Origin of the sequence: Streptomyces sp. NPDC126503 (assembly GCF_040302405.1) — a bacterium.
GTDB classification, from domain to species: domain Bacteria; phylum Actinomycetota; class Actinomycetes; order Streptomycetales; family Streptomycetaceae; genus Streptomyces; species Streptomyces gulbargensis.
The window spans coordinates 1-25,648 of record NZ_JBEORS010000015.1; the positions used below are offsets into that span (position 1 = coordinate 1).

The 25,648-nt window shown below is 73.3% G+C and carries 24 protein-coding genes; 11 read left to right on the forward strand and 13 right to left on the reverse strand.

What is annotated here, in order from left to right:
- Positions 1 to 56: 56 nt before the first annotated feature.
- The gene (locus ABTY40_RS19840) at positions 57 to 1,202 is read right to left on the reverse strand and encodes a YihY/virulence factor BrkB family protein (protein ID WP_352060708.1); all 1,146 of its coding nucleotides are present in this window, start codon (positions 1,200 to 1,202) and stop codon (positions 57 to 59) included.
- A gap of 162 nt (positions 1,203 to 1,364) precedes the next feature.
- Between ABTY40_RS19840 and ABTY40_RS19845 the strand changes: the two genes are divergently transcribed.
- Positions 1,365 to 2,258 (forward strand): glucose 1-dehydrogenase, encoded by an 894-nt coding sequence (locus ABTY40_RS19845; RefSeq protein ID WP_352060709.1) that lies wholly within the window; start codon positions 1,365 to 1,367, stop codon positions 2,256 to 2,258.
- Here ABTY40_RS19845 and ABTY40_RS19850 read toward each other — a convergent pair.
- Positions 2,227 to 3,681, reverse strand: a complete 1,455-nt coding sequence (locus ABTY40_RS19850; protein WP_352060710.1) for a GH1 family beta-glucosidase — start codon at positions 3,679 to 3,681, stop codon at positions 2,227 to 2,229. The genes ABTY40_RS19845 and ABTY40_RS19850 overlap by 32 nt on opposite strands.
- Before the next feature lie 216 nt (positions 3,682 to 3,897).
- On the opposite strand from ABTY40_RS19850, the gene ABTY40_RS19855 reads away from it, so the two are divergent.
- Together ABTY40_RS19855 and ABTY40_RS19860 are read left to right on the forward strand one after the other, a co-directional pair.
- Complete coding sequence (locus ABTY40_RS19855; RefSeq protein ID WP_352060852.1) at positions 3,898 to 4,929, forward strand: ROK family protein; 1,032 nt, start codon at positions 3,898 to 3,900, stop codon at positions 4,927 to 4,929.
- A gap of 340 nt (positions 4,930 to 5,269) precedes the next feature.
- Positions 5,270 to 6,898: a cellulase family glycosylhydrolase gene (locus ABTY40_RS19860; protein ID WP_352060711.1), complete on the forward strand. Its 1,629-nt coding sequence runs from the start codon at positions 5,270 to 5,272 to the stop codon at positions 6,896 to 6,898.
- Positions 6,899 to 6,962: 64 nt separating this feature from the next.
- On the opposite strand, the gene ABTY40_RS19865 is transcribed toward ABTY40_RS19860, so the two are convergent.
- Both ABTY40_RS19865 and ABTY40_RS19870 read right to left on the reverse strand, forming a co-directional pair.
- On the reverse strand, positions 6,963 to 8,003 hold the full coding sequence (locus ABTY40_RS19865) for a LacI family DNA-binding transcriptional regulator (protein WP_352060712.1): 1,041 nt from the start codon (positions 8,001 to 8,003) through the stop codon (positions 6,963 to 6,965).
- Positions 8,000 to 10,504: a glycoside hydrolase family 2 protein gene (locus ABTY40_RS19870; protein WP_352060713.1), complete on the reverse strand. Its 2,505-nt coding sequence runs from the start codon at positions 10,502 to 10,504 to the stop codon at positions 8,000 to 8,002. The genes ABTY40_RS19865 and ABTY40_RS19870 overlap by 4 nt, the downstream gene beginning before the upstream one ends.
- A 278-nt stretch (positions 10,505 to 10,782) precedes the next feature.
- Between ABTY40_RS19870 and ABTY40_RS19875 the strand changes: the two genes are divergently transcribed.
- From ABTY40_RS19875 to ABTY40_RS19885, 3 genes are all read left to right on the forward strand, one after another.
- Entirely contained in the window at positions 10,783 to 12,102 is a 1,320-nt protein-coding gene (locus ABTY40_RS19875; RefSeq protein WP_352060714.1) for an ABC transporter substrate-binding protein, read from the forward strand.
- Positions 12,103 to 12,473: 371 nt separating this feature from the next.
- The gene (locus ABTY40_RS19880; protein ID WP_502990632.1) at positions 12,474 to 13,406 is read left to right on the forward strand and encodes a carbohydrate ABC transporter permease; all 933 of its coding nucleotides are present in this window, start codon (positions 12,474 to 12,476) and stop codon (positions 13,404 to 13,406) included.
- Complete coding sequence (locus tag ABTY40_RS19885) at positions 13,403 to 14,251, forward strand: carbohydrate ABC transporter permease (RefSeq protein ID WP_352060716.1); 849 nt, start codon at positions 13,403 to 13,405, stop codon at positions 14,249 to 14,251. Before ABTY40_RS19880 ends, ABTY40_RS19885 begins: the two co-directional genes overlap by 4 nt.
- A gap of 58 nt (positions 14,252 to 14,309) precedes the next feature.
- Here ABTY40_RS19885 and ABTY40_RS19890 read toward each other — a convergent pair whose 3' ends face one another.
- Positions 14,310 to 15,326: a LacI family DNA-binding transcriptional regulator gene (locus ABTY40_RS19890; protein WP_352060717.1), complete on the reverse strand. Its 1,017-nt coding sequence runs from the start codon at positions 15,324 to 15,326 to the stop codon at positions 14,310 to 14,312.
- A 171-nt stretch (positions 15,327 to 15,497) separates the two neighbouring features.
- A complete protein-coding gene (locus ABTY40_RS19895) occupies positions 15,498 to 15,923 on the reverse strand; it encodes a DUF3052 domain-containing protein (RefSeq protein ID WP_352060718.1) in 426 nt (141 codons plus the stop codon).
- Between the two features lie 204 nt (positions 15,924 to 16,127).
- On the opposite strand from ABTY40_RS19895, the gene ABTY40_RS19900 reads away from it, so the two are divergent.
- The 4 genes from ABTY40_RS19900 (at position 16,128) to ABTY40_RS19915 (ending at position 18,333) form a co-directional block, all read left to right on the forward strand.
- On the forward strand, positions 16,128 to 16,625 hold the full coding sequence (locus ABTY40_RS19900; RefSeq protein WP_352060853.1) for a GNAT family N-acetyltransferase: 498 nt from the start codon (positions 16,128 to 16,130) through the stop codon (positions 16,623 to 16,625).
- A 37-nt stretch (positions 16,626 to 16,662) separates the two neighbouring features.
- Complete coding sequence (locus ABTY40_RS19905; RefSeq protein WP_352060719.1) at positions 16,663 to 17,052, forward strand: cupin; 390 nt, start codon at positions 16,663 to 16,665, stop codon at positions 17,050 to 17,052.
- Between the two features lie 194 nt (positions 17,053 to 17,246).
- Positions 17,247 to 17,753 carry a DUF6023 family protein gene (locus ABTY40_RS19910; protein ID WP_352060720.1) on the forward strand — a complete coding sequence of 169 codons (507 nt, stop codon included), beginning with the start codon at positions 17,247 to 17,249 and terminating at the stop codon, positions 17,751 to 17,753.
- Positions 17,754 to 17,781: 28 nt separating this feature from the next.
- Positions 17,782 to 18,333 carry an HAD domain-containing protein gene (locus ABTY40_RS19915; protein ID WP_352060721.1) on the forward strand — a complete coding sequence of 184 codons (552 nt, stop codon included), beginning with the start codon at positions 17,782 to 17,784 and terminating at the stop codon, positions 18,331 to 18,333.
- 192 nt (positions 18,334 to 18,525) lie between these two features.
- Here the strand turns inward: ABTY40_RS19915 and secD are convergent, their stop codons facing one another.
- From secD to ABTY40_RS19930, 3 genes are all read right to left on the reverse strand, one after another.
- Positions 18,526 to 20,823 (reverse strand): protein translocase subunit SecD, encoded by a 2,298-nt coding sequence (secD, locus tag ABTY40_RS19920; protein WP_352060722.1) that lies wholly within the window; start codon positions 20,821 to 20,823, stop codon positions 18,526 to 18,528.
- A gap of 144 nt (positions 20,824 to 20,967) precedes the next feature.
- Positions 20,968 to 21,393, reverse strand: a complete 426-nt coding sequence (locus ABTY40_RS19925; protein WP_352060723.1) for a hypothetical protein — start codon at positions 21,391 to 21,393, stop codon at positions 20,968 to 20,970.
- A gap of 74 nt (positions 21,394 to 21,467) precedes the next feature.
- Positions 21,468 to 21,752: a DUF427 domain-containing protein gene (locus tag ABTY40_RS19930; protein WP_352060724.1), complete on the reverse strand. Its 285-nt coding sequence runs from the start codon at positions 21,750 to 21,752 to the stop codon at positions 21,468 to 21,470.
- Positions 21,753 to 21,970: 218 nt separating this feature from the next.
- Between ABTY40_RS19930 and ABTY40_RS19935 the strand changes: the two genes are divergently transcribed.
- Positions 21,971 to 22,627, forward strand: coding sequence for a class I SAM-dependent methyltransferase (locus tag ABTY40_RS19935; RefSeq protein ID WP_352060725.1), 657 nt, complete (start codon positions 21,971 to 21,973; stop codon positions 22,625 to 22,627).
- Between the two features lie 56 nt (positions 22,628 to 22,683).
- On the opposite strand, the gene ABTY40_RS19940 is transcribed toward ABTY40_RS19935, so the two are convergent.
- The 4 genes from ABTY40_RS19940 to ABTY40_RS19955 form a co-directional block, all read right to left on the reverse strand.
- Positions 22,684 to 23,394: a 2-phosphosulfolactate phosphatase gene (locus ABTY40_RS19940; RefSeq protein WP_352060726.1), complete on the reverse strand. Its 711-nt coding sequence runs from the start codon at positions 23,392 to 23,394 to the stop codon at positions 22,684 to 22,686.
- A gap of 93 nt (positions 23,395 to 23,487) precedes the next feature.
- Positions 23,488 to 24,114 (reverse strand): hypothetical protein, encoded by a 627-nt coding sequence (locus ABTY40_RS19945; RefSeq protein WP_352060727.1) that lies wholly within the window; start codon positions 24,112 to 24,114, stop codon positions 23,488 to 23,490.
- Between the two features lie 174 nt (positions 24,115 to 24,288).
- Positions 24,289 to 25,092, reverse strand: coding sequence for a MerR family transcriptional regulator (locus ABTY40_RS19950; protein WP_352060728.1), 804 nt, complete (start codon positions 25,090 to 25,092; stop codon positions 24,289 to 24,291).
- Positions 25,085 to 25,624, reverse strand: coding sequence for a VOC family protein (locus ABTY40_RS19955; protein WP_352060729.1), 540 nt, complete (start codon positions 25,622 to 25,624; stop codon positions 25,085 to 25,087). The genes ABTY40_RS19950 and ABTY40_RS19955 overlap by 8 nt, the downstream gene beginning before the upstream one ends.
- Between the last annotated feature and the right edge of the window lie 24 nt (positions 25,625 to 25,648).

Sequence of the window (25,648 nt, forward strand, 5' to 3'; positions counted from 1 at the left end):
CCGGTGCCCACCCGCTCCCGGGTGGGCACCGGCCCTCTCGTCGCTGTCCCGGGCCCTCAGGGCTTACGGAAGGAACGCACGTCCTCCTCGCTCCACGAACGGGTGTCACGCGGTTCCACGTACGGCTCCTCGTCCGGCGGCATCCCGCCCGCGACCGCCCGCTGCCGCAGCGTCTCGGCGTCGAACTCCAGGCCGAGGAGCACCGCCAGGTTGCTGATCCACAGCCACACCAGGAAGACGATGACACCGGCCATCGTCCCGTAGGTCTTGTTGTACGAGGCGAACTCGGCCACGTAGAGCGCGAAGCCCGCCGAGGCCGCCATCCAGATCACCAGGGCGAGGACGCTGCCGGGCGTGATCCACCGCCAGCCACCGGTCCGGGCGTTCGGGCTCGCCCCGTACAGCAGGGCGATCATCACCACCACGAGCAGCACGAGCACCGGCCACTTGGCGATCGACCACACGGTCAGGGCGGTGTCGCCGACCCCCAGCAGATCGCCGGCCCGCCGCGCCACGTCACCGGTGAAGACCACGATCAGGGCGCTCGCGGTGGCCATGAGCATGAGCACCGCGGTCAGCCCCAGCCGCAGCGGCAGCACCTTCCACACCGGGCGGCCCTCGGGCACGTCGTACACCTGGTTGGCGGCGCGCATGAACGCCCCGACGTACCCGGAGGCCGACCACAGGGCCACCACCAGGCCGACGACGACCATGACGGCTCCGGTACCGGTGTGGCCCTGCAGGTTCTCCACGGCGCGGCCGAGCACGTCCCGGGCCGGGCCGGGCGCCAGCTCGCGCAGGTTGTCCAGGACCCGGTCCGTCGTGGACCGGCCGCTGACGCCGAGGAGGGAGACCAGCACGAGCAGGGCGGGGAAGACCGACAGCACGCCGTAGTACGTGAGGGCGGCGGCCCGGTCCGTCAGCTCGTCGGACGCGAACTCGCGCACCGACCCCTTGAGGATCGCGAGCCAGGACCGGCCCGGCAGCTCGCTCGGCGAGTCGGGCGCACGCTCCTCGACCTCCGGGCCCGGCCCGACGTCCTCGGGCGCCGGAGGCGCCCCGGACGCGCGCCGCGGCTGCGCGGCCGGCCGGTCCGGTGACGCAGACGGCTCGGTCGTCGGGTGCTCCGACGGCGTGCGGCGCCCGGGCGACGGCTCGGGCGGCTCCGGCAAGGGTTCACGAGGGGCATTGCGATCCACCATGCCGCAGCGGGTACCCGCACCCGCCCGACGTACGCGGGCCGGCCGCGCCGGAGGGGCGGTCCGGTCGCCCGATCAGGCGAAACCCGCACACGGGGGGATGTCCCGGCCGCCCCCGGGTAGTCGAACCCCCGTACTGCCGAGCGAGGAGACCAGGAGCAAGGGATGTCCCCCGACGAAGAGACGCGCGTCCCCGACCCGCAGACGCGGCACCCCCGCCCGCCGCAGCCGGAACAGGAACAGGAGCACCCCGGGACGACCGAGGCCATGGACCCGCGCCCCGACCACGGGGAGGAGTCCTACCAGGGGCACGACCTGCTGCGGGGCCGCGTGGCGGTCGTGACCGGCGGGGACTCGGGCATCGGCCGGGCCGTCTGCCTGGCGTTCGCCCGGGAGGGCGCGGACGTGGTCTTCACCCACCTGGAGGAGGAGAAGGACGACGCCGCCGAGACGGCCCGGCTCGTCCGCGAGGCCGGGCGCACCGCCGTGCCGGTCGCCTGCGACATCCGCGACGAGCGGCAGTGCGGGGACCTGATCGAGCGGGCGGTGGGCGAGTTCGGCCGCATCGACCTCCTCGTCAACAACGCCGCGTACCAGATGGCACAGCCCGACGGCATCGAGGCCATCACCACGGAGCAGTTCGACCGGGTGATGAAGACCAATCTGTACGGCATGTTCTGGCTGACCCGCGCGGCCCTCGCGCACATGCCCCGCGGCGGCTGCGTCATCAACACGACCTCGGTGCAGGGCTACCAGCCGAGCCCGCACCTGCTCGACTACGCGATGACGAAGGCGGCCATCATCTCCTTCACCCACAGCCTGGCCCAGATGGTGGCCGAGCGGGGCATCCGCGTGAACGCCGTCGCTCCCGGCCCCGTCTGGACCCCGCTGATTCCGGCCACGATGCCCGACGTCAAGGACTTCGGCGCCCAGTCACCGCTGGGGCGCGCGGCCCAGCCGGCCGAGATGGCGCCCGCGTACGTCTTCCTCGCCTCACCGGCGGCGAGCTACATCACCGGAGAGATCGTCAACGCGACGGGCGGCACCCCGCTGCCCTGACCTGCCCCCGTCCGGCCCTGACGCCCTCGGGCCGGACGGACCGCCCGCGCTCCGCCGCCCCGATCACCGACCGGTACCAGTGGTACGAGGCCTTGGGGGTGCGCGTCCCGGTCGGGAAGTCGACGTGGACGAGCCCGAACCGCCTGCTGTACCCGTAGGCCCACTCGAAGTTGTCCAGGAGCGACCAGGCCGTGTAGCCGCGCACGTCGACGCCGTCCGTGACCGCCTCGGCGACGGCCCGCAGATGGCCGTCCAGGTAGGCGACGCGGTCGGCGTCGTCCACCACGCCGTCGGGTCCGGGGACGTCGTGCTCGGCGGAGCCGTTCTCCGTGATGTGAACCGGCGGGAGGGCGGCGCCGTAGCGGTCCCTGAGCGACGTCAGGAGTGCGTACAGGGAGCCGGGCACGACCGGCCAGCCCATGGCGGTGTGGCGCACGCCTGTGACGGGCACCGCCTCGAAGCGGTTGTCCGCCGCCGTGCGGCGGGACGGATCGGGCTCGCGCCAGGGCGCCGCGCGGACGGTCGAGGGGGTGTAGTAGTTGATGCCGAGGAAGTCGAGCGGGGCCGAGACGAGCGCGAGGTCGCCGTCCCGGCGGAACTCCTGACGTTCGATCAGCTCGCCCCAGGTGTCGGCCTCCGAGGCCGCGTACCGGCCCAGCAGCAGCGGCTCGGTCCACATCAGGTTCCGCTGTGTCTCGGCGCGGAGGGTGGCGGCCGCGTCGGCGGGGCCCGGGCCGGCCGGTGTCACGTGGTCCAGGTTGAGGGCGATGCCCACCTCCCGGACGCCGGCGGCGCGCAGCGCGCCCAGGGCGAGGCCGTGGCCGACGAGCAGGTGGTGGGCGGCGGCGAGCGCCGGTGTCCCCTCGGCCGCGCCGGGCGCGTGCTCCCCGTTCGCGTACCCGAGGAAGGCGCTGCACCAGGGCTCGTTGAGGGTGATCCAGCGCGGTACCCGGTCTGCGAGCCGCTCCGCCACCCGTTCCGCGTACTCCGCGAACCGCTCGGCGGTGTCCCGTACCCGCCAGCCGCCGCCGTCCTCCAGCGCCTGGGGCAGGTCCCAGTGGTAGAGCGTCACGACAGGGGTGATCCCCGCCTCCAGCAGGTCGTCGACCAGTCGTTCGTAGAACGCGAGCCCCGGGGTGTTCACCGGCCCCCTGCCCGTGGGCTGGATCCGGGGCCAGGCGATCGAGAAGCGGTACGTGTCGACTCCGAGCCCCGCGAGGAGGGCGACGTCCTCCCGGTGCCGGTGGTAATGGTCGCAGGCGGTCTCCCCGCTGGTGCCGTCCAGGACGGCACCGCCGCGGCGGGCGAAGGTGTCCCAAATCGACGGGCCGCGCCCGTCCGCCCGCGTCCCGCCCTCGATCTGGTACGCGGAGGTGGCGGCGCCGAACTCGAAGCCGGGCGGAAAGGCCGGGAAATCACTCACGGCGGCAGAGGTCCTTCGTTCAGAGGTTGACGACAGGGCCGAGCATGCGGGGATTCGGTGGTGCCGTCCAGGCGGGGCGGCGTCCGAGGAGAGGGTTTTACTAAACCCGGGGTTAACTGAACCCGTTAATTGGACAACGTTGTCAGTTCGGCGCGAGAGTACGTCGGCATTCATGACCCATTCCTCTCCTCGTCCACGGAAAGGCGAACTGCGATGATGAACGCGCGGGTGTACGGAGCGCTCGACATCGGCGGGACCAAGATCGCCGGGGCTCTGGTCGACCGGGAAGGGCGCCTGGTGGCCCGGGCGCAGCACGCCACTCCCGCCCGGGGGTCCGCCGAGGAGCTCACGGCCGCGGTCTTCCATGTCCTGGACGAACTGGCCGCGCACCCCGCCTGGGGCGGTCTCACCCGCCTCGGCATCGGCAGCGCGGGCCCCGTCGACACCGCCGCCGGTACGGTCAGCCCGGTCAACATCCCGGCCTGGCGCGCCTTTCCCCTGGTCGACCGGGTGCGGGCGCACCCGCGGGTCCCGGCCGGGATCCACACCGTCCTCGTGGGCGACGCCGTGGCGATGGCGGCGGCCGAGCACTGGGCCGGGGCGGCCCGAGGCGTGGACAACGCCCTGTGCATGGTCGTCTCCACGGGCGTCGGCGGCGGCCTGATACTGGGCGGCAGACTCCACGCGGGCGCCACGGGCAACGCCGGGCACATCGGCCACATCACCGTGGACCAGAACGGGCCCCTCTGCCCCTGCGGCGCCAGGGGCTGCGTGGAGCGCTTCGCCGCCGGACCCGCCATCGTCGCCCACGCCCTGGAAGCCGGGTGGACCCCGCCGGCCGGTGCCGCCCCCACGGCCGCGGCGGCCGCGGGCGCGGCCCGCGCGGGCGATCCGGGCGCGCGGGCGGCGTTCGACCGGGCCGGCAAAGCCCTGGCCGCCGCGATCGCGGCCACGGCGGCCCTGGTCGAGCTCGACCTCGTGGTGATCGGCGGCGGTGTCGCGGAGTCCGGCGAGACACTCTTCGGTCCGCTCCGCCGGCACCTCGCCGACCACGCCGTCCTCGACTTCACCAGGGACCTGGCGGTCGTGCCGGCCGCGCTCGCGCTCGACGCCGGCCTGATCGGTGCGGCCGCCGCCGCGGGAACGGCCGGTCCGCCCCGTACCGCCCTCCTCGTGGAAACGCCCTCCGGCGTCTCCTCCTCCCGCCCGGCGACAGCGCGCTCGACGGGAAGGGGTCCGCGCACTTAACCGGTTATGTTCTCGCTGTTGTTTTCCTCCTGTTCCCCCTCTAGCCTCGTCATCGGTCGCCGGCCCCGCGCGTCCTCCCCGCCACCCACGCGAGGAGAGGACGCGATACCCGGCCGGCCGGCCTCCTCCCGCCACCCGGTGAAAGAGCCGCGGCACCACACCGGGCGGTGGAAGCCTCCGGCCCCTCGCCGCGTCCTCCGGCGCGCCGTCCCACGGGGCCGGCCGCACGCACCCTCCATGTCAGGCAGGCCCGCACGCCCCGGCCCGCGTCCGTCCGGCAGACCCATGCCCCGGCGCGTACACCCGGGCCAGGCGGGCCACCGAGTTGGGAGCACCCCACATGAAGAGAACATCGGCCCTCGCGGCGGGAGCACTGCTCGCGGTCGCCGCCGCGACGCTCGCCACCCCCGCCACGGCCCGTACGGCAGAGGCGTCCGCCCCCGGTTTCCAGGTCTCGGACGGCCGCCTCCTCGACGCCAACGGCACCGACTTCGTCCTCCGGGGCGTCAACCACGCCCACACCTGGTATCCCGCCACGACCGCCAAGGCCCTCGCCGATCTCAAGGCGCTCGGCGCGAACTCGGCCCGCGTCGTGCTCAGCACCGGCGACCGCTGGACCAAGAACGACACCGCCGACGTCGCGAACGTCGTCGCCGGGTGCAAGGCGAACCGGCTCGTCTGCGTCCTGGAGGCCCACGACACCACCGGCTACGGCGAACAGGCCGGCGCCGTCTCCCTCTCGGAGGCCGTCGACTACTGGCTGGAGGTCGCCGACGCGCTCAAGGGCCAGGAGAAGTACGTCATCGTGAACCTCGGCAACGAACCGCACGGCAACACCGGTCACAGCGCCTGGACCGAGGACACCAGGAACGCCATCACCCGTATGCGCGCGGCCGGCTTCGACCACACGCTGATGGTGGACGCCCCCAACTGGGGCCAGGACTGGTCGAACACCATGCGCGACAACGCGCCGGCGGTCTTCGCCGCCGACCCCGACCGCAACACCGTCTTCTCCGTCCACATGTACGGCGTGTACGACACGGCCGCCGAGGTCCAGGCCTACCTGAACAGCTTCGTCGCCCGCGGACTGCCCATCGTGGTCGGCGAGTTCGGCCACGACCACTCCGACGGCAACCCCGACGAGGACGCCATCATGGCCGCCGCGCGGCACCTGGACCTCGGCTACCTCGGCTGGTCGTGGAGCGGCAACGGCGGGGGAGTGGAGTACCTCGACCTCGCCACCGGCTTCGACCCGGCCCGCCTCACCCCCTGGGGACAGCGCCTGTTCCACGGCACCGACGGCATCCGGCAGACCTCCCGCGAGGCGAGCGTCTACGGAGGGACCGGAGGCAGCGACACCCGCCCGCCGTCCGCCCCCGGCACACCCACCGCGACCGACGTGACCGCCACCGGCGCCCGGCTGACCTGGCCCGCCGCGACCGACGACACCGGCGTCACCGCCTACGACGTCGTCCGCCTCGACGGCACGACGGAAACCGCCGTCACCAGCACCCCGGCGACCGGCGTCACGCTCACCGGCCTGACGCCCTCGTCGACCCACACCTTCGCCGTGTACGCGCGTGACGCCGCCGGCAACCGCTCGCCGCGCTCCGCCGGCGTCACCGTCACCACTCCCTCCGGCCCCGCCACCGGCACCTGCGCCGTCGGCTACCGGCTCCAGGACTGGGGCACCGGCTTCAACGCCGACGTCACCGTCCGCAACACCGGTAGCCAGGCCATCAAGGGCTGGCGGCTCGACTTCGCCTTCCCCGGCGGCCAGACGGTCCGGTCCGCCTGGAACGCCAAGGTCGTCCAGAACGGCAACCAGGTCCGCGCCACCCCCGAGCCCTGGACCGAGACCATCCCGCCCGGCGGCAGCGTGAGCTTCGGCCTGAGCGCCTCGTCCACCGGCGGCAACGGCGCCCCCGCCGCCTTCACCCTCAACGGCGTCCCCTGCGCGAAGGGCTGACCGCACGGCCCCGGCGGGGCCGCACGAGAGGGGCCGTACCCCGACCGGGTACGGCCCCTCCCGCTCACCCACCGCGCCCCGGCCGGGGCGGCCCCGTGGACCCGCGCGGGGTCAGGGACGGCGTCGGCACCTGGAGCGCCCCGGTCCACGCGCCCTCGATCACCTCGAAGAGGGCCCGCGCGACCTCCTGGCCGAAGCGGTGCACGTCATGGCTCATGGCCGACAGGGGCGGGTGCGTGAGCCGGCACAGCTGCGAATCGTCCCAGGCCAGCAGCGACACGTCGTCGGGAACGGCGAGCCCCATCTCGGCGGCCACGGCGGCCCCCGCGACGGCCATGATGTCGTTGTCGTACACGATCGCCGTCGGACGGTCCCGCGCCATCAGCAGCCCGCGGGTCGCCCGGGCCCCCTCCTCGCCCGCGAACCCCGTCGCCACCTGCCGGCGGCCGTCGAGGCCCAGCTCCGCCATCGTGGCCCCGAAGGCCCGCGCCCGGATCGCGCTGTGCCCGAGCCCCGCCGGGCCGCCGACCCGGGCGATGCGCCGGTGGCCGAGCGCCGCCAGGTACCGCACCGCGTCCGCGGCCGCCGTGGCATCGTCCGTCCACACCGAGGGGAAGCCCCCGGTCAGCGACGGATGCCCGACGGCGACCGCGGGCAGTCCGAGCGCCCGCAGCGCGGGGATCCGGGGATCCTCCTGCTGGAAGTCCACCAGGATCCCCCCGCCGATCGTCCTGCCGCGCCACCACTCCTCGTACACGGCGACCTCCTCGTCGAGGTCCCGGACCAGACGGAGCAGCAGCGCGTGCGCCCGCTCCGTCAGGACGCTCTCGATCCCCGAGACGAACTCCATGTAGAAGGGCTCGAGACCGAGCAGGCGGGCGGGCCGGCAGATCACCAGGCCCACGATGCCCGCCCGCCGCCCGGAGAGGCTCCGCGCCGTCCGGTGCGGAGCCCACCCCAGCTCCCGGGCGACCTGGAAGATCCGCTCCCGGGTCGCCCGGGAGACCCCGGGACGGTCGTTGAACGCCATCGACACGGCGCCCTTGGACACCCCGGCCCGGGCCGCCACGTCGTTGATGGTGATCCGTGGGGCGGGGCCGCTCACCGAGGGGCCACGCAGAAGAGGGCCGCACGGACCTGCTCGACGGTGACGTCCCCGCAGCCGCTCACCCGGATCACGGCCTCCTCGCCGGGAAGCAGCGTGAGCAGCCCCCGGTCGGCCGTCGCCCCGGGGCCGAGCCGGTCGGGCTGCAGGAGGAGATCCCGCACCAGGGTCCGCGCCGTCACCACCACGTCGAAGGACGTGGCCTCTCCGGCACGGGCCCCCGCGTCACCGTCCGCGCCGGCCACGGTCTCCAGCCGGAGACCGTAGTCGGCCGGCGGATAGGCGAACTCCCGGTCGGTGACGGGGAAGTGCACCGCGCGCAGGCCGTCCGCGTCGACCACCAGGAACTCCTCGGCCGACCCGGGCGCGGGCAGCAGCTCCGCCGGGAGCACCGGCCGGGCGACCGACCGCGGCGGCACCTCCACCGGGATGCCGGCCTTCGCCAGGACGGTGCCCTCCGCGTGCATCCGGCGTGCCCCGACGGTCGTGTGCCACGGCGCGCCCGCCTGGTTGTCGACGGCGAGCACCGGCCCCTCCTCGTCGGGCAGCAGGGTGAGCAGCCGGTCCGCGTAGACCCGGCGCAGCTCGTGGTGGAGCGGCTTGAGCCGGCCGTCCCCGTCGATCGCCGCCCAGGAACTCACCGGCCAGCAGTCGTTCAGCTGCCAGACCACCGTGCCGGCGCACACCGGCCAGTGGGCCCGCCAGTGTTCGATGCCCGCCGCCACCGCCCGTGCCTGGACGACCTGCGCCAGGTAGTGCCAGCGGTCGAAGTCGCCCTCCGGGAGCGGGAAGTGACGGGCGATGCCCCGGTTCAGCTTGCCGTTGCCGTCCTCGGCCTTCTGGTGGTGGAGCATGCCGGGGGAGTCCGGGGCGAGCCGCTCGCCGGGCAGGGCCCGGCGGAGCGTCGCGAGGGCGGGCGGAGCCTGCCAGCCGAACTCGGCGACGAAACGGGGAACGTTCGCCCGGTACGCGGCGTAGTCCTGCCGGTTCCACACCTCCCACGAGTGGTGGGTGCCGTGCCGGTGGTCGTTGGGGTGGTGCTCCCAGGACCCCGACCAGGGACTGCCCGCCGTGTACGGCCGGGACGGGTCCAGCTCGGCGACGATCCTCGGCAGCAGGCCGAGGTAGTACCCCTCGCCCCAGGAGTCGCCCGCGAGCGGCTTCTCCCAGTCCCAGTCGCGGAAGCCCCAGAGGTTCTCGTTGTTGCCGTTCCACAGGACCAGGCTGGGATGCGGCATGAGCCGGACAACGTTGTCGCGGGCCTCGGCCTCGATCTCCCCGCGCAGTGGCTGCTCCTCGGGGTACGCGGCGCAGGCGAAGAGGAAGTCCTGCCAGACCATCAGGCCGAGTTCGTCGCAGACGTCGTAGAAGGCGTCGTCCTCGTAGATGCCGCCGCCCCAGACGCGGACCAGGTCCACGTTGGCGTCGGCGGCCTGTGTGAGGCGGGTCCGGTAGCGCTCCGGCGTCATGCGGGAGGGCAGGACGTCGTCCGGGATCCAGTTGACCCCCCGGGCGAAGATCCGCACCCCGTTGATGACGAAGGTGCAGCCGCTTCCGTGCGCGTCCGCCGACCGGTCGAGGACGACGGTACGGAAGCCGATCCGGCGCCGCCAGGCGTCGAGCGGACCCTCCTCCTCGTCGGCCAGCGTCACCTCCAGGCCGTACAGCGGTTGTTCGCCGTACCCGCGCGGCCACCACAGCTCCGGGTCGGACACGGCCAGGCGCAGTACCGCCTCGTCACCGGTGAAGGAGACCTCGGCGGCCCGCGACGTGCCGGCCGCGCTCCCGGCCCCCGCCTCCGGCCCGCCGCTCCGGACGGTGGCCCGGACCGTCAGCGGCCGGCCGGTACCGCGCTCCGTGCGCGCCACCCTCACCCGTACCTCGACCCGGCCGGTGACGGCGCCGGCGGGAGTGCCGTCGGCGGGGAGGCCGTCGACGGTGACGACCGGACGGACCTCGGCGAGCCGGGCGGTCGACCAGTGCTCCAGCCGCACCGGCCGCCACATGCCCGCCGTGACGACGGTCGGCCCCCAGTCCCAGCCGAAGGAGCAGGCCATCTTGCGGATGTACTGGAAGGGCTCGGGGTAGACGTTCGGCCGCTCCCCGGTGAGCGCGCGGACCCGCTCCGCCTCCGCGTACGCCGAGTCGAGGCGCACCTCCAGGAGGCCCGTACGGCCGGTGACGTCGAAGCGATGGACCCGGTGCATGTTGCGCGTCCTGCCGAGGACCTCGCCGGCCAGCGCGATCTCCGCGGCGGTGTCCAGGCCCTCGAAGACCAGCTCCGTGCGCTCGTGCCGGCTGCCGTGGGCCAACTCGGCGACGTAGCACCACCCCTGGCGCCCGACCCAGGCGATCTCCGTCTCGTTCCGGCCGATGAAGGGGTCGGGTATGACCCGTGCGGCGAGCAGGTCGGTGTGGACGCAGCCGGGAACGCGGGCCGGGAGCAGTGCGTCCTCGTGGCGCAGGCTCCAGCCCTCGGTCAGCTGGGTGACGTCCTTCATGTGTGCGGCTCCAATCGCCCGGCGCGGCGGGGGATGTGTGTACGACGCCGACAACCTAGCCGCGCTCGCCCGCACTGTCCATGAACCGGTAAAGCTCCTTCTGCTCACCCCACCGTGCAGAAGAGAGCCCTCGAAAGCCGCGATTCCGGCTCAGGATCCCGGGCCGGGTAACGATTGGGCATCACGCGGGAAACCGGAGCTTTACCGGTTCACACGCTCCTGTCATAGTGCCGACATCCCACTTTGACCTGAGCCGTAACCCTGAAGGAGTTGGGCACATGGGGAAGACGAAGGCGCTCACGGGCGCGCTTCTGACCGCCGCGACACTCGCCGTGGCGGGATGCGGTGGCGGAGGAGCCGCCACCGGGGAGATCGCGGCGGCGCCGGCCGACCCCGCCGGGGTCTCCGGGGAGATCAAGGTCCTGACCCACCGGACCGACCTGGTCCAGGACGGCACGCTCAAGCGGTACGCGGCCGACTTCAACAAGGTCTACCCCAAGGTGAAGGTGACGTTCGAGGGGATCACCGACTACGAGGGGGAGGTGAAGATCCGCATGAACACCAAGACCTACGGTGACGTGCTGATGATCCCCGCGGCGGTGGCCAAGAACGACTACCCGTCCTTCTTCGCGCCCCTCGGTCCGGCCGGCGAACTCGCCCGGAAGTACCGCTTCAGCGACAAGACCGAGGTGGACGGCAAGGTCTACGGCATCGCCCAGTTCGGCACCGCCAACGGCTTCGTCTACAACAAGGCCCTCTGGAAGAAGGCCGGCGTCACCGCCTGGCCCAGGACCCCCCAGGAGTTCCTCGCCGCCCTGCGGACCATCGGGGACAACACCGACGCCGTGCCGTACTACACGAACTTCAAGGACGGCTGGCCGATGGTCCAGTGGACCTCGAACGTGGGATCGGTGACCTGTGATGCCAAGGCGACCGACAAACTGGCCGGTCCGGTGTCGCCCTGGAAGGCCGGCGGCGAGCTGCACACCATCGACTCCCTCGTCCACGACATCGTGAAGCAAGGCCTCGCCGAGAAGGACCCCACCACGACCAACTGGGAGACCTCCAAGGCCCTGCTCGCCGAGGGGAAGATCGGCAGCATGATGCTCGGCTCCTGGTCGATCACCCAGATGCGGGCGGCGGCGAAGCAGGCCGGCGGTTCCGCCGAGGACATCGGCTTCATGCCCTTCCCCGCCCAGAAGAACGGCGCGTTCTGCGCGACCCTGGTCTCCGACTACCAGCAGGCCGTCAGCGCCCACTCCGAGAACAAGCCGGCGGCGCGCGCCTGGATCGACTGGTTCACCGAGAAGTCCGGCTACTCCGAGCGCGAGGGCGCGGTGCCGGCGGTGAAGGCGGCCCCCATGCCGGCCACCCTCAAGGACTTTGTTGACAACGATGTCAGGTTCGTGGAGCGGTCCGAGGCGGAGACGGCCGCGGTCAACGAGATCGACAACGCCGCCGAGATCGGCCTGAACAAGCCCGACTACCGGCAGAAGCTCATCGACACCGCCCGCGGCGCCCAGGACGGCAGCCTCCAGGACTTCTTCGCCGACCTGAACGAGAAGTGGGACGAGGCGGCGAGGACCGCCCGTTCCTGACCCCGGTGGAACGCGGGCCCCGGCCGCCGCCGCGCGGTGGCGGCCGGGACCTCTCCCTCCCGCAGCCGCGGACACGAAAGGCCGACATGACCGAGAAACCCCCGAACTCCCCGCGCACCGACCAGGCCGGCGGGCCCCGGCGGGCGGCACGGGACGACCTGCGGACGGAACCGGCCACGGGGCCGGCCTCGCCCGGCCCGGGCCCCGCCTCCGCGCCGCACCGCGCGACGCCGCCCGCCGCTCGGGACCGGACCGCCCCGCCCCCGACCGCTTCGGCTCCCACCTCCGCCGCCCCGCCCGCCCCCGCCGTCGGAAAGCCGGCCGTTCCCCTTGCCCGTACGCAGGCCGGGACCGCTGCCCGTAGGCCGGCCCTGCCCCCTGCCCGTACGCAAGTGGCGCCCGCCCGCCGTACCCCGGCCGCGCCCCGCTCCTGGCGTCACTCGCCCCTGCGCCGCGCCACCCCGTGGTTCTTCCTCGCCGTCCCCCTCGCCCTGCTCCTCACGTTCACCTACGTGCCCGTGGCGAGCATGATCTCGTACAGCTTCACCGACTGGGACGGTGTGAGCCCCCACCGGGAGTTCACGGGCGTGGACAACTACGTCCAGATCTTCACGCGTCCCGAGATCTTCCGGGTCTTCTTCGTCAGCGGCTACTACCTGGCCGCCTCCGTCCTCCAGATCGGCGTCGCCCTCTACTTCGCCACGGTCCTCAGCTTCAACCTGCGGTTCCGCAACTTCTTCAAGGGCGTCCTCTTCTTCCCCTACCTCATCAACGGCGTCGCGATCGGCTTCGTCTTCCTGTACTTCTTCCAGGACGGCGGCACCCTGGACTCCGTCCTGGCGTGGCTGGGCGTGACCACCGACCACCCGTGGCTCGGCGACCCCACCTCCGCCAACATCTCCCTGGCCGGCGTGTCCGTCTGGCGTTTCACCGGCCTGAACTTCGTCCTCTTCCTGGGCGCCATCCAGTCCGTGCCGGGCGAGCTCTACGAGGCGGCCCAGCTCGACGGCGCCGACCGGTGGCAGCAGTTCCGCCACATCATCGCCCCGAGCATCAAGCCCGTCCTCAGCCTCAGCGTCATCCTGGCGATCTCCGGCTCCCTGTCCGTCTTCGAGATCCCCTACATCATGACCGGCGGGGCGACCGGCACGTCGACCTTCGTCATCCAGACGGTCAAGCTCGCCTTCCAGTTCAACAAGACCGGCCTGGCCTCCGCCGCGGCCGTGGTCCTGCTCGCGCTCATCCTGCTCATCACCTGGATCCAGCGCCGGCTCGTCCCCGACGACAAGGTGGATCTCGTATGACCCCCGCCCCGACCTCCCGCCGCCTGCCCAGGGCCGGGACCGTGCTGACCTACCTGTCGCTGATCGCCGCGGCGATGGTCGTCCTGCTCCCCCTGGCCGTCGTCCTCCTCACCTCGCTCAAGACGTCCGAGGAGGTGTCCGAGGGAGGTGCGCTCTCGCTCCCGGGCGACTGGCTCAACTTCCGCAACTACGCCACCGCGTTCACCGACGGCCATCTGCTCGCCGCCTTCGGCAACACCGCCTTCATCCTCCTCTTCTCCCTCACCGGCACCGTGATCATCGGCTCGATGACGGCCTACGCGGTCGACCGCTTCGACTTCCGCGCCAAGAAGGCCGTCATGGCGCTGTTCCTCGTCGCCACCCTCGTACCGGCCGTCACCACCCAGGTCGCGACCTTCCAGGTCGTCAACGGCTTCGGCCTGGTCGACACCCGATGGGCCCCGATCCTGCTCTACATGGGCACGGACATCGTCTCCGTGTACATCTTCCTGCAGTTCATCCGCTCCATCCCGCGCTCCCTGGACGAGGCGGCCCGCCTCGACGGGGCCAATGCCTTCACCATCTACCGGAAGATCATTTTTCCGCTGCTCAAACCGGCCGTCGCCACCGTCGTCATCATCAAGGGGATCACCACCTACAACGACTTCTACATCCCCTTCCTCTATCTGCACTCCGAGGACCTGGGCACCATCTCCACCGCCCTCTTCCGCTTCAAGGGCCCCTTCGGAGCGCACTGGGAGGCCATCTCGGCGGGTGCGATCCTCGTCATCCTGCCGACGCTCGTCATCTTCCTGCTGCTGCAGCGCTGGATCTACAACGGCTTCGCGCAGGGCGCGACGAAGTGACGGACCGGGCAGGCGCCGCGGACCCGGCCGCACGCGGGCCGGTCAGGCCGGCGGTGGCTCAGGCCGGGGGCGCGGCGGTGCTGCCGCGCGGCACGAACCGCGCGTACTCCTCCTGCACGTTGCCGACCGGCTCGTTCGCGAGGAGGGCGAGCAGGGTACGGGCCGCCCCGGCCCCGTACGCCGGGATGTCGCGGGCGAGCGCGGAGAGCGGAGGCCGGACGACCTGGGTGAGGGGGGACTCGTCCCAGGCCACGACGGACAGGTCGCGGGGGATGACGAGGCCGAGCTCCTGCGCGACGGACAGCGCCGCGACCGCCATGATGTCGTTGTCGAAGATCATGGCGGTGGGGCGCTCCGCCGCGATGAGCAGCCGGCGGGCGGCCCGGGCCCCCTCGTCACCGGTGTAGTCGGTGTGCAGGATCTCCGGCTCGGCCAGCCCCGCCTCCGCGCATCCCTCCCGGAGGGCGGCGTCCCGTACGGCGGTGTGCGCGAGATCGGCGGGACCGGCCACCCGCGCGATGCGCCGGTGCCCGATCGCCGTCAGGTACCGCACGGTCTCGCGCACGCTCTCGGCGTCGTCCGACCACACCGCGGGCAGGGAACCGGCCGTGTGCGGCGGGCCGATGACGACGGCCGGCAGCCCGAGCGCCTCGATCGCCGGTACGCGCGGATCACCGTCCCGCAGATCGACCAGGAAGACCCCGTCGACCCGGCGTTCGCCCCACCAGCGCCGGTACGTCTCCATCTCCCGCGCCTCGCTGTCGACCATCTGCAGCATCAGGGCGTGGGCCCGGTCGGAGAGGACGTGCTCGATCCCGCTGATGAACTCCATGAAGAAGGGTTCGGTACCGAGCGTGGACGCCGGCCGCCGTACCACCAGGCCCACCGCCTGGGCCCGCGCCCCGGTCAGCGCCCGCGCGGCACTGTTGGGCCGCCAGCCCAGCTCCTCGGCGATCGCCTTGATCGCGGCACGGGTGGCGTCGGAGACCCCGGGCTGGTCGTTCAGCGCGTAGGAGACGGCCACCTTGGACACTCCGGCGCGGAGCGCGATGTCCGCAATCGTCGGCCGCTTCACCCGTCACTCCCACTCTCCGACCCGGTCCTCCCGCCCCGCTGACCCTACCCGCACCGGCATCCCGGCCGGGTCAGGCCCACCCGACCGCCACGACGCGCCCGGCGGGGTCCCGGCCCGGCGTCGCGGTCCAGGACCGGACCGCGGCGCCCGGCGGCGGCGCGGTCCCACCCGTCAGGCGCTCCTGCCGGACCGCCTCGCCTTCGGCGTACGCAGCTCGGTCCCCTGCCAGTCCACCGCCGCCCGCACGGAACCGGTCTGCACCAGCCCGGCGGTGGCCGCGCACTCGGCGATGTCACTGGGTTCCACATGCCCCACCCGGCCCGTCTTGGGTGTCAGCAGCCACACGACGCCGTCCTCGGAGAGGTCGGTCAGGGCGTCGAGGAGGCCGTCGACGAGGTCGCCGTCGTCGTCCCGCCACCACATCAGTACGGCGTCGGCCACACCGCCCGTCCCCACCCCGACCAGCTCCTTGCCCGTCAACTCCTCGACGGAATGCCGCAGATCGGCGTCGCTGTCCTGGGCGTGGCCGATCTCCCGAACGGTCTGGCCCTGGGTGAAGCCCAGCCGGTCGGCCATGCTCGTCTCCGCCGTCGTCATCGCCGGTCCTCCTCATCTCCCGTCGGCAGGCGTCCTGCTGGAACGCCGCGACGTTCAACGCGCCACCCCGCCCGCGCGTCACGGGTGCCCCGCCCGCGTGCCGGCCCCGTGCATCATGAAGGCGGGAGGCACGGGGGCGACCGGACCCCGCCCGGGAACCAGGAGCGTGCGGTGGGTGACGGAACCACGGGCGGGCGGACACGGCTGCGGGTGCGCGACGCGGTCGCCGAGGACTGGCCGCTCATCTGGCCCTTCTGGCACGAGATCGTCGCCGCGGGCGACACCTACGCCTGGGACCCCCGGGCCGACGAGGCCACCGCCCGCTCCCTGTGGATGGCGCCGGGCTCACGGGTCTTCGTCGTGGAGGACCCGGAAGCGGCCGGCGCGCCGGACCGGATCGTCGCCTCCGCCTCCGTACGGCCGAACTACGGCGGCCCGGCACGGACCGTGGCGAACGCCGGCTTCATGGTGTCCCCGGCCCACGCCGGCCGGGGCATCGGCCGCCTCCTGGCCACGCACGTGCTCGACGAGGCACGCCGCGACGGCTACACGGCGATGGTCTTCAACGCGGTGGTGGAGACCAACCCGGCCCTGCGCCTGTGGCAGTCGCTCGGCTTCACCGTCCTCGGCACCGTCCCGGCGGCCTTCGACCACCCCCGGCACGGACCGGTGGGACTCCACATCCTCCACCGCTTCCTCTGACGGCGCGCCGCCCGGGCATCCGGGAAAAGCCACCACCATGACCGTGACCCCGATCGACCTCTCCTCCTTCTCCCTCCACATCCGCCCCGACGCCCGGGTGCGCGCCGAGCAGCCGGTGTTCGACCCGGAGCGGGACGGCCGGCAGCTGATGACCTTCCACGTCGAGACCGACGCCGACGTCCACGGCGACCACGGGGAGATCCACACCGAGGCGGACGAAGTCGTCTCCTGCCTCGACGGAGGCATCCGGCTCTTGCTCCGCCCGGAGCGCCCGGGCGACCAGGAAGAGGCCGTCGCACTCACACCGGGGACGGCGGTGATCGTGCCCCGGGGGCCGCCGGCGCCGCGTCGCCCTGGACGCCCCAGCGACGTCATGTCCCTGACGCTGCCTCACGGCAGCCGCCCCGAACGGCGCACCGAAGCCTGAGCGGGCCCCCACTCGACGGCGCCGCACCCGGCCCGGCCCCCTTGCCGGGCCGGATGCGCTCCCGCGGACCTCAGATCTCCCTCAGAAGATCACGTTCTCCGCCCGGGGCCCCCGTGCCCCCGGTTACGTTCCCCCTACGGCCGCCTCACCGACCCGGCGGGTGGCCTCGCACGGACGTCACCACGGGGGAAACCATGCGCTCCGGAACACGCAGAACCGCCGCCTCGGCCCTTGTCCTCCTCACCACCCTGACCACCCTGACCACCGCCTGCACCACCGACGGCCCCCCGGACCCGCGCCCCACCCCACCGGCTGCCTCGGCACAACAGCAGCGGCAGCAGCCGTCGGCGACGGCGGCGAAGGAACGCACGCAGGGCGCCCGCGCCACGGCCGCCCTGGCGACGACGGCCCCGGAAGAGGACCCGGCCTTCGTGGAATCCGGCCTCGAACGCGTCCGTGACGGCGTGCACCACCGCTCCCCGCTCACCCGGGGCACGTCCTACACGGTCTCCGTCGTCTGCGCAGGGACCGGAACGGTCACCGTCGTCGTCGACCGCACCACCTTGCGCCCCGCGGTGTGCGACACCGTGCCCGTGCACCACCGCGTCGACCACGCCCCCGCGCAACTGCCGCTCTCCGTCACGGGAGCACCCGGAAGCACCGGCATGATCGCCTGGCGGATCACCTCCACGACGACCTGACCGCACGTGGTCGCTATCCTGTGCGGATATGACTGATCCCGGGCGGCTTCCGCTGCTGTTCCTCGACGTCGACGGGCCGCTCATCCCGTTCGGGGCGGAAAACGGACGGTATCCGTCCTTCGCGACCGGCCATGTGCCGGCAGCCGCCGCCAACCCGCTGGTGTCCCGTCTGGATCCCGCACACGGAAAGAAGCTGGCCGCGCTGCCGTGTGCGATCGTCTGGGCCACGACCTGGATGCAGGACGCGAACGAGTGTCTCGCTCCTCTGCTCGGTCTCGCGCCGCTTCCCGTGCTCACCTGGCCGGAGCCGTCCGCCCTCGACGAGCGGGACGAACGCGCCGGACTCCACTGGAAGACCCGCACCCTGGTCACGTACGCGGCGGGGCGGCCGTTCGTGTGGGTCGACGACGAGATCAGGGACGCGGACCGGGCATGGGTGGCCGCCCACCATCAGGGGCCCGCCCTCCTGCACCGCGTCGATGCCCGTGTCGGTCTCACCGAGGACGACTACACGGCGGTCGGCGCCTGGCTCCGGCGGTGGTCGACGCAGGCGGGCGGGGGCGGGCACCGGCCCGCGTAGCGGCGTCAGCGTTCCGAACCAGCGACGACCACGGTGTTCTTGACGGAGGGTCAGGCCGACGCGGTGGCGCGGGGGAGCGCCTCTGCCGTCGCCCCGGTGACGGGCGACGGGGGCGCCGCGCCCGACATGCCACGGCGTGCCCACCGCACGCCCCCGCCCACGGCCCCCCGGGCACGCGCCGCCCCCGTCACGTCAGACGACGGCCCCCGACCCCGCCCGCTCCCGTCGGGACGCCCGGACCGGAACCGGCGCCGGGTGCCGGCCCTCCAGCGAGACCGCCAGGGGCAGGGTCGTGAACACCGTCGACGCCATGCCCAGGACCACGCCCGCCAGAAGGGCGACGGAGAAGTCCGTCAACGAGTCCCCGCCGAGCAGGGCGAGCGCCACGAGCACGAACAGCGCCCCCATACCGGTGTTGACCGTACGCGGCAGGGTCTGGGCGACCGCCCGGTCCGCGAGGTCGGCCGTCGGAATGCGGCCCCCCTTGCGCCGCAGCTCGCGCAGTCGGTCCAGGACCACCACGGAGTCGTTCACCGAGTAGCCGACCACGGTGAGTAGCGCCGCGAGGAAGACGCTGTCCACCGGTTTGCCGAGCCAGGCGAACAGGCCGATCACCAGCAGGACGTCCTGCGCCATCGCCGCCACGGCCGACGCCGCGTACGTCCAGCGGAACCGGACGCTCAGATACACCAACTGCGCGAGGACCCCGAGACCGAGCGCGAGCAACGCATGGGTCCGCAGCTCGCCGCCGAGACTCGGCCCGACGCGCTCGTCCCGCTCGACCGTGACCGGCCCCGCCAGGCTCGCGACGGCCCGCCGGATCTCGTCCTGTTCGGCGTCGCCGGTCTGCCGGACGCGCACGGACACCTCCCGGTCCCCGTCGCCGGTGTTCTGGACGACGGCGTCCGGGAACCCGGCGGCGGCGACGGCCGAGCGCGCCTCGTCGGCGTCGACGGGACGGACGGCCGCGTACTGCACGACCCGGCCGCCCGTGAACTCCACACCGAACTCCACTCCCCGGCCCGCGATGCCGGCCAGCGCGAGCAGCAACAGCCCGGCACTCGCCGCGAACCACCGGCGCCGGCGGGCCATCAGGCGGGGAACCCGCCGGGTGAGCCGGGTCCGCAGCCGCCCCGGTGTGGCCATACCGGTGATCGACGGCCGGCGGCGCACCGCCGGCAGCGCCAGCGCCAGGTCGGCGAAGATCCGCGTGATCACCATCGCCGTGAGCATCGACGCCACCACGCCGATCGCGAGCGTCACACCGAAGCCCTTCACCGGCCCGGTCGCGAACGCGAAGAGGAGTCCGGCGGCGAGGAGCGTGGTGACATTGGCGTCGGCGACGGCGCTCCACACCTTGCCGAAGGCCGCCGTCACCGGCCGCCGCGGATCGCGCACGGCGGTCCGGCCCAGGGCCCCGTACTCCTCCCGCGCCCGCTCGAAGACGAGCACGTTGGCGTCCACGGCGATGCCGATCGCGAGGACGAACCCGGCGAGCCCGGGAAGGGTGAGCGTGGCGCCGAGGGCGAGCACGGCGGCGTACGAGATCAGTCCGTACAGCAGCAGGGCGAGCGTGGCGAGAAGTCCCAGGAGCCGGTAGACGGCGACGACGAAGACTCCTGTGCAGGCCAGGCCGATGAGCGCGGCGAGGAAGCTGGCGCGGATCGCCTCGGCGCCGAGGGTCGGCCCCACGGTGCTCTGCTCGACCGTGGTCACCGGCACGGGCAGCGCGCCGCCCTCCACGAGCGCGGCGAGATCCCGGGCCTCGCCGGCGGAGAAGCCGCCCGTGATCTGCGTGGACCCGCCGGCGATGCCCGCACCGCACGGCACGCCGGCCTCCACGCCGGGCGCGGACACGATCCGGTCGTCGAGGACGATCGCGACCCTCCGCGCGGGGTCTCCGGCCGGAGCGCAGGCCGCCTTGCCGGTCAGGCGCGCCCACTCGTCCGCCGCCTTGTCCCGGAAGGCGAGGTCGACGGTCCAGCCACGGCCGCCGACCGTGTCGAGGACGGCCTCGGCGCTCTTCACCCCCTCACCCGTGAGCACCGGCGCGGACAGGGCGAGGAAGGCACCGGGCGCGTCCGGGTCGGCGAGGACCCGGCCCTTCTTGGCGGCGGGCGCCGTGCCGGTGGCAGCGGTTCCGGTGACGGCGTGCACGGTCAGCTGGGCGGTACGGCCGATCACCTCGGCGGCCTCCCGGGGGTCGCGCACACCGGGAAGTTCCACCACGATCCGGCGCTCGCCGGACCGCGCGAGCGACGGCTCGGCCACACCGAGCCCGTCGACCCGCTTGCGCAACACCTCCAGCGTGCGGTCGGTGGCCGCGGCGTCGGCGCGGACCTGCGGGGTGTGCCGGGTTTCGAGAACGATCCGGGTGCCGCCCCGCAGGTCGAGCCCGAGACGGGGCGGCGTGGTCAGAACGGTCCAGAGGGAGAGCGCGACGACGACGAGCGCGAGCAGCGCGCGCCGGAGCGCGACGGGAAAAGACATGGGTACTCCACGGGCGGCGCGGGTACGGGGCGCACGGCGACTGCTCGGTGCGCCGGTACCGGCGGAGAGGTCGGAAGCGCACGGCCGTCGAAAACCCCGGGCCCGGACATACCGAAGACCCGGACGACAGCGGCGCCGGAAACGTCAGCTGTGCCGGGTGGAGGGGGGCCCGCGCGGAACCCGTGAACCGTACGAACCCCCGGGCGGCGCACGCTCCCGGCGCGCCTCCCTCACGACCGCGCCCCGCGCGGGCAGGTCGGGCTCCCGCCGCATCACGGGCGGAGCCACCGGCGGCGCGGGGAAGCGCACGGAGTGCTCCACCACCGGAGGCAGCTCGGCGACGGCGGACGACGAGACCTCGGGCTGCGCGTCAGCGGCACCGGGCCCGGCGTGAGCGGTGGACGAGGAGTCCCCGGACGCCGCGTGGGCGGCGAGGGACGCGACCGCCAAGTGCCCGGTCGGCAGGACGCCCGCCTCGCTCCCGGAGACGGGAGCCACCATCAGCAGCGACCAGACCCCGCACAGCAGCCCGGGAAGGAGACGACCGAGGAAACGCGTCGCGCGCCCCATCCCGCCCCCTTCCCTTCGCCCGTGGAATTCCCCCAGCCTAGGGGGTGCGGACGGCGGACCTGTCGCGCGGGTGCTCAGTCGAGGACTTCGACGTCCTTCCAGAAGGCGACGCGATCGCGCACCATCGCGGCCGCGTCCTTCGGGTCGGGGTAGTACCAGACGGCGTCCTCGCTGCGGTTCCCGGACGACTCCAGGGTGTAGTACGACGCCTGGCCCTTCCACGGACAGTACGTGCGCGTGTCGGAGTCGCGCAGGACGTCCTCGCGCAACGAGGCCCGGGGGAAGTAGTGATTGCCCTCGACGACGACCGTGTCGTCGCTCTCGGCGATGACGATGTCCTTCCACATTGCTTTCGGCATGGCACTCATCCTCACAGACCGGTGCGGTCGGCGTCCCGCATGCCGCGGAATCCGGCCGGAAGACCTGACGGGGTGAAACCTGCCGGGCCTCGCGGACACGCCCCGGCCCCCGGCCCGGACGGTTCTGGCCGCCACCCCCGTACGGCTCCGGGCGTCGGAGGCCCCGCGCCGCCGAAGCGCCGTCCCGGACTGTCGGTGGTGGCTGGCAGGATCGCCGCATGACGCACCCCACCGCCGCCATCACCGCCTACTGGGACGCCGCCGCCCGGGACTTCGACGAGGAACCCGACCACGGCCTGCGGGCACCGGAGGCCCGGGCCGCCTGGTCGGACCTGCTGTCGCGTTGTCTGCCGTCCACCCCGTCCGACGTACTGGACGTCGGCTGCGGCACCGGCTCGCTCGCGGAGCTGCTGGCCGGGGCCGGGCACCGGGTGACCGGTGTCGATCTCGCGCCCCGCATGGTCGAGGCGGCCCGGGCGAAGCTGACCGCCGCGGGCCTCCCGGGCCGGTTCCTGGTCGGCGACGCCGCGGCGCCGCCCACGGGGGAGGAGACGTTCGACGTGCTGCTCTCGCGCCACCTGGTGTGGACGCTGCCCGACCCGGCGGCCGCCCTCGACACGTGGGTGTCCCGCCTCCGCCCCGGCGGTGTGCTGCTCCTCATCGAGGGCCGCTGGCGCGAGACGGGACAGGGCGACGCAGCGTACGTGGCGGGGGCCGAGTCCCTTCCCTGGCATCGGGGCATCCGCGCCGACGAACTGGCCGACGCCGTACGCCCGCTCGTCCGTGACCTCCGCATCCACCCCCTCGGCGCCGACACCGCCCTGTGGGGCGGGCCGGTGTCCGACGAACGCTACGCCCTGGTCGCCCGGGTCTGAACGTCTGGTCCCGGCGCCCCTCCTGGCCCGGGAACGTCAGCGCGAGCACCCGTCCATCAGCGAAGATTCGTCGATGATCCGTCGATCGGCAGAGGCACGGCACGCGGACGCAGGACCAGGAGTCCCTCCTCCACGGCGGCCACGACGGCGAAGGGGAACCGGTCGAGTTCGAGACAGAGCGCGACATCGTCGGGGTGGACACCCTGGCGCACCCCTTCCGTCAGCTCGGCGGCCGCACGTGACACACCGGCCCGGCGGAGGAACCCGGTGGCGTCCGTCTCCGTCCCGGCCGCCCTGCGGGCGATGTACTGGGCGCACGCCAGGTCCTCGTCGGCCTGCCCGTCCTCGCCGGTGACCACGAACGTGACGCCGTCACACCCGCGGCTCCGCAGGAGCCGAGCCGTCGCCTCCGCCACCACGAAGCCGGCGCACAGCACCAGTGACGCCTCCTTGACCGCCAGGGCGCCGACCGTCCCGGCCGTGGTCTTCTGCACCACCGTCCGGCCGCCGAGGTCCACGGCCCGCAGCATCCCGGGGGAGTTGACGGCGTCGAACCCCGGCGCGGGCGGACCGTCCTTCAGCGCCAGCCAACCCGGGTGACGAGCCTTGAGCGCCCGGGCCTCGTCGAGCGACCCGGCGAGAACGATCTTCTCCGCCCCCTGCGCGAAAGCCCAGGGGGCGACCGTGAAGGCGCGCATGACATCGACCACGACGGCCACGTCCGGGACTTCGACCAGCTCGGGGATACCGACGAAACGAGCGTCCATCCCGGCATGATCGCGGATGCCGTACCCGGGGCCTCCCTGAAGTGACGAGCATCATGGCCACGGGCCCCTGTCGTGCCCTGCCCGGTTTCGGGGTCAGCCGAAGGCGACGACGAGCCGGACCGCCTTCTCGCCGAACCGGTCCGCCAGTGCCTTCATCACGGCGAAGACGTGCGACCAGGGGGAACCGGCACCCAGCAGGGCACCGGCGGTCAGCGGCTCGTACCGGCAGAGCAGGTCCCCGCTGCTCCACTCGGAGAGGCGCGCCGCACGGTCCAGGCCGGCCGGCGGCGGGCCCACCAGGTCGACCACCTCGGCGGGCCACCGGTCGGGCACGAGCCGCTGGTACACCAGGGAAGGCCGGGACACCTTCGACCACGACAGACGGCCCGTGAAGGGGGAGTCGGGTACGGTGCCGGGATCGAGCCGGGCGATCTCCGCCCAGTCGGCCCAGGTCGCGCCGTGGAACTCGCCGGTCCGCACCGGCGGTTCCAACACGGCCCGCAGTTCTCCCGACAGGTCGGCGGGCAGCCCGCGGCCGGCGGCGAGGGGGCGGAAGCCCGCGTCGTTGCACGCCCCGAACAGGCAGCCGAAGGCCGCGTGGTCACTGTCGTCGTACAGCGGCCACAGAGCCATCGCCCTGACCCACGGCTCACCGTCGTGGTAACCGGCGTCGACACCGGGATGGCGGAACTCGATCCCTCCATGAATGTCCGTACTCACAACCGCTCACCCTAAGGCGTCGCACGGCACGTCGGAGCATCCAGGGAGTGACGCCGTCCGGCCGCCTCCGGGCCTCGTGGGGGCCGGAGGCGGCCGCTGAGCCGGGAGGCGAGGAGGAGCGGTGCCCGCGCGGGCCGCTTCCGCGCCGGCGAGCCACGCCCGCGATGCGCTGCCCTACTCCCACGTCGCGGTGTCCGGGTCGATCCCGTGGGCGCGCGCACCGGCGTCGATGAGGAGACGGAACCAGGCGGCGAGGCCGGGGCGGATGCCGTCGTAGTGGGCGGCGAAACCCGGATCGGTCTCGAACGTGCGGCCGAGGCAGACCTGCATCCGCCGAGTGAGCGGAAAGTAGGGGGCGAAGACGTCGCGGTGCCGTTCGACCAGCCGCTCCGCCTCCGGGCCGCCGGGTACGACACCGGCGTCCATCGCCTCCCCGAGGTCCCGCTCGAAACCGGCCATGGCGTCGGCGACGGCCTGCCACTCCTCCGGCCCGCGTGAGGCCGCGCCTTCGGCGTACTGCTGCCACTGCGTCGTGCCGCCGTACCGCCGACGTGCCTCGGCCGGCCAGTCCGGGTCCCACCGGGGGCCGAAGATCACGGCCTGCTGCTCGGCCGTCAGCAGCGGGCCGCGCTCGTGGGCCTCGATCATCCGGTCCAGCCCCGCGCTCAGCCGCCGCAGGCGGTCGATCCGGGCGGCGACGTGCGCGCGCTGCGCGCGCAACGCGCCCGCCACGTCCGTGGCCGTCGAGTCCAGGAGGGCCCTGATCCGGTCCAGGCTCAGCCCCAGCTCCCGGTAGACGACGACGCGGTGCAGGCGTTCCAGGTCACCGGCGGTGTAGAGCCGGTAGCCGGCGGCCGTCCGCAGCGACGGCCGCGCCAGGCCGATCTCGTCCCAGTGGTGCAGCGCCCGCACCGTCACGCCCAGACGCTCCGAGACCTGGCCGACCGTCAGGCCGTCGGGCGCCGTTGCCTCATTCACGCTTCTCATTGTCACCGTGTCCTGTGCCCGGGGGCGGAGTGATCCCGATCGCCGCAAGGTTCCGTGCTTCCTGACCGGCCGGATCGAAGGGTCTCGCCGCGGTGAAGACGATCCGCGCGTTCTCCGGCGTGATCACCTCCACGTCGCGGGTGTTCCACGGGGTGTCCCGTGGCCCGTCGACCGCGTCGGGACGCACCGCGCGGCAGGCCTCGACGAGGGGGTCGATCTGGTCGAGTACGCAGGCGAAGCTGACGCTCATGGCCGGTGCCCGGTCCGGAACGCCCGCCGCCGACACGAGGAGTACGTCCTGGAAGGCCCAGCGGCGCAGGTGCACGAGCGTGCCCGGAATGCCGAACAGCTCGAAGAACCCCAGCCCGCGCACCCAGAAATCCGCCGACGCCACCAGATCCTCCGTGGGGATCGTCACGAAGGCGGGCATCCCGTAGATGCCGCGGAACGGCTCAGGTGCCACCGCCTCCGGGCCGGGCGCGGGCACGGGACTCATCTCGAACGCGTTGTAGTGGTCGCTCATGGCCCCACCCTCCGGCCTCACGCG

Bases quoted from the DNA above. Each gene is read 5' to 3' on its own strand.
- secD (WP_352060722.1), bottom strand. From the start codon at position 20,823: ATGTCTTTTCCCGTCGCGCTCCGGCGCGCGCTGCTCGCGCTCGTCGTC.
- ABTY40_RS19935 (WP_352060725.1), top strand. From the start codon at position 21,971: ATGACGCACCCCACCGCCGCCATCACCGCCTACTGGGACGCCGCCGCC.
- ABTY40_RS19845 (WP_352060709.1), top strand. From the start codon at position 1,365: ATGTCCCCCGACGAAGAGACGCGCGTCCCCGACCCGCAGACGCGGCAC.
- ABTY40_RS19910 (WP_352060720.1), top strand. From the start codon at position 17,247: ATGCGCTCCGGAACACGCAGAACCGCCGCCTCGGCCCTTGTCCTCCTC.
- ABTY40_RS19875 (WP_352060714.1), top strand. From the start codon at position 10,783: ATGGGGAAGACGAAGGCGCTCACGGGCGCGCTTCTGACCGCCGCGACA.
- ABTY40_RS19955 (WP_352060729.1), bottom strand. From the start codon at position 25,624: ATGAGCGACCACTACAACGCGTTCGAGATGAGTCCCGTGCCCGCGCCC.
- ABTY40_RS19905 (WP_352060719.1), top strand. From the start codon at position 16,663: ATGACCGTGACCCCGATCGACCTCTCCTCCTTCTCCCTCCACATCCGC.
- ABTY40_RS19940 (WP_352060726.1), bottom strand. From the start codon at position 23,394: ATGGACGCTCGTTTCGTCGGTATCCCCGAGCTGGTCGAAGTCCCGGAC.
- ABTY40_RS19860 (WP_352060711.1), top strand. From the start codon at position 5,270: ATGAAGAGAACATCGGCCCTCGCGGCGGGAGCACTGCTCGCGGTCGCC.
- ABTY40_RS19885 (WP_352060716.1), top strand. From the start codon at position 13,403: ATGACCCCCGCCCCGACCTCCCGCCGCCTGCCCAGGGCCGGGACCGTG.
- ABTY40_RS19915 (WP_352060721.1), top strand. From the start codon at position 17,782: ATGACTGATCCCGGGCGGCTTCCGCTGCTGTTCCTCGACGTCGACGGG.
- ABTY40_RS19925 (WP_352060723.1), bottom strand. From the start codon at position 21,393: ATGGGGCGCGCGACGCGTTTCCTCGGTCGTCTCCTTCCCGGGCTGCTG.
- ABTY40_RS19895 (WP_352060718.1), bottom strand. From the start codon at position 15,923: ATGACGACGGCGGAGACGAGCATGGCCGACCGGCTGGGCTTCACCCAG.
- ABTY40_RS19930 (WP_352060724.1), bottom strand. From the start codon at position 21,752: ATGCCGAAAGCAATGTGGAAGGACATCGTCATCGCCGAGAGCGACGAC.
- ABTY40_RS19870 (WP_352060713.1), bottom strand. From the start codon at position 10,504: ATGAAGGACGTCACCCAGCTGACCGAGGGCTGGAGCCTGCGCCACGAG.
- ABTY40_RS19855 (WP_352060852.1), top strand. From the start codon at position 3,898: ATGAACGCGCGGGTGTACGGAGCGCTCGACATCGGCGGGACCAAGATC.
- ABTY40_RS19840 (WP_352060708.1), bottom strand. From the start codon at position 1,202: ATGGTGGATCGCAATGCCCCTCGTGAACCCTTGCCGGAGCCGCCCGAG.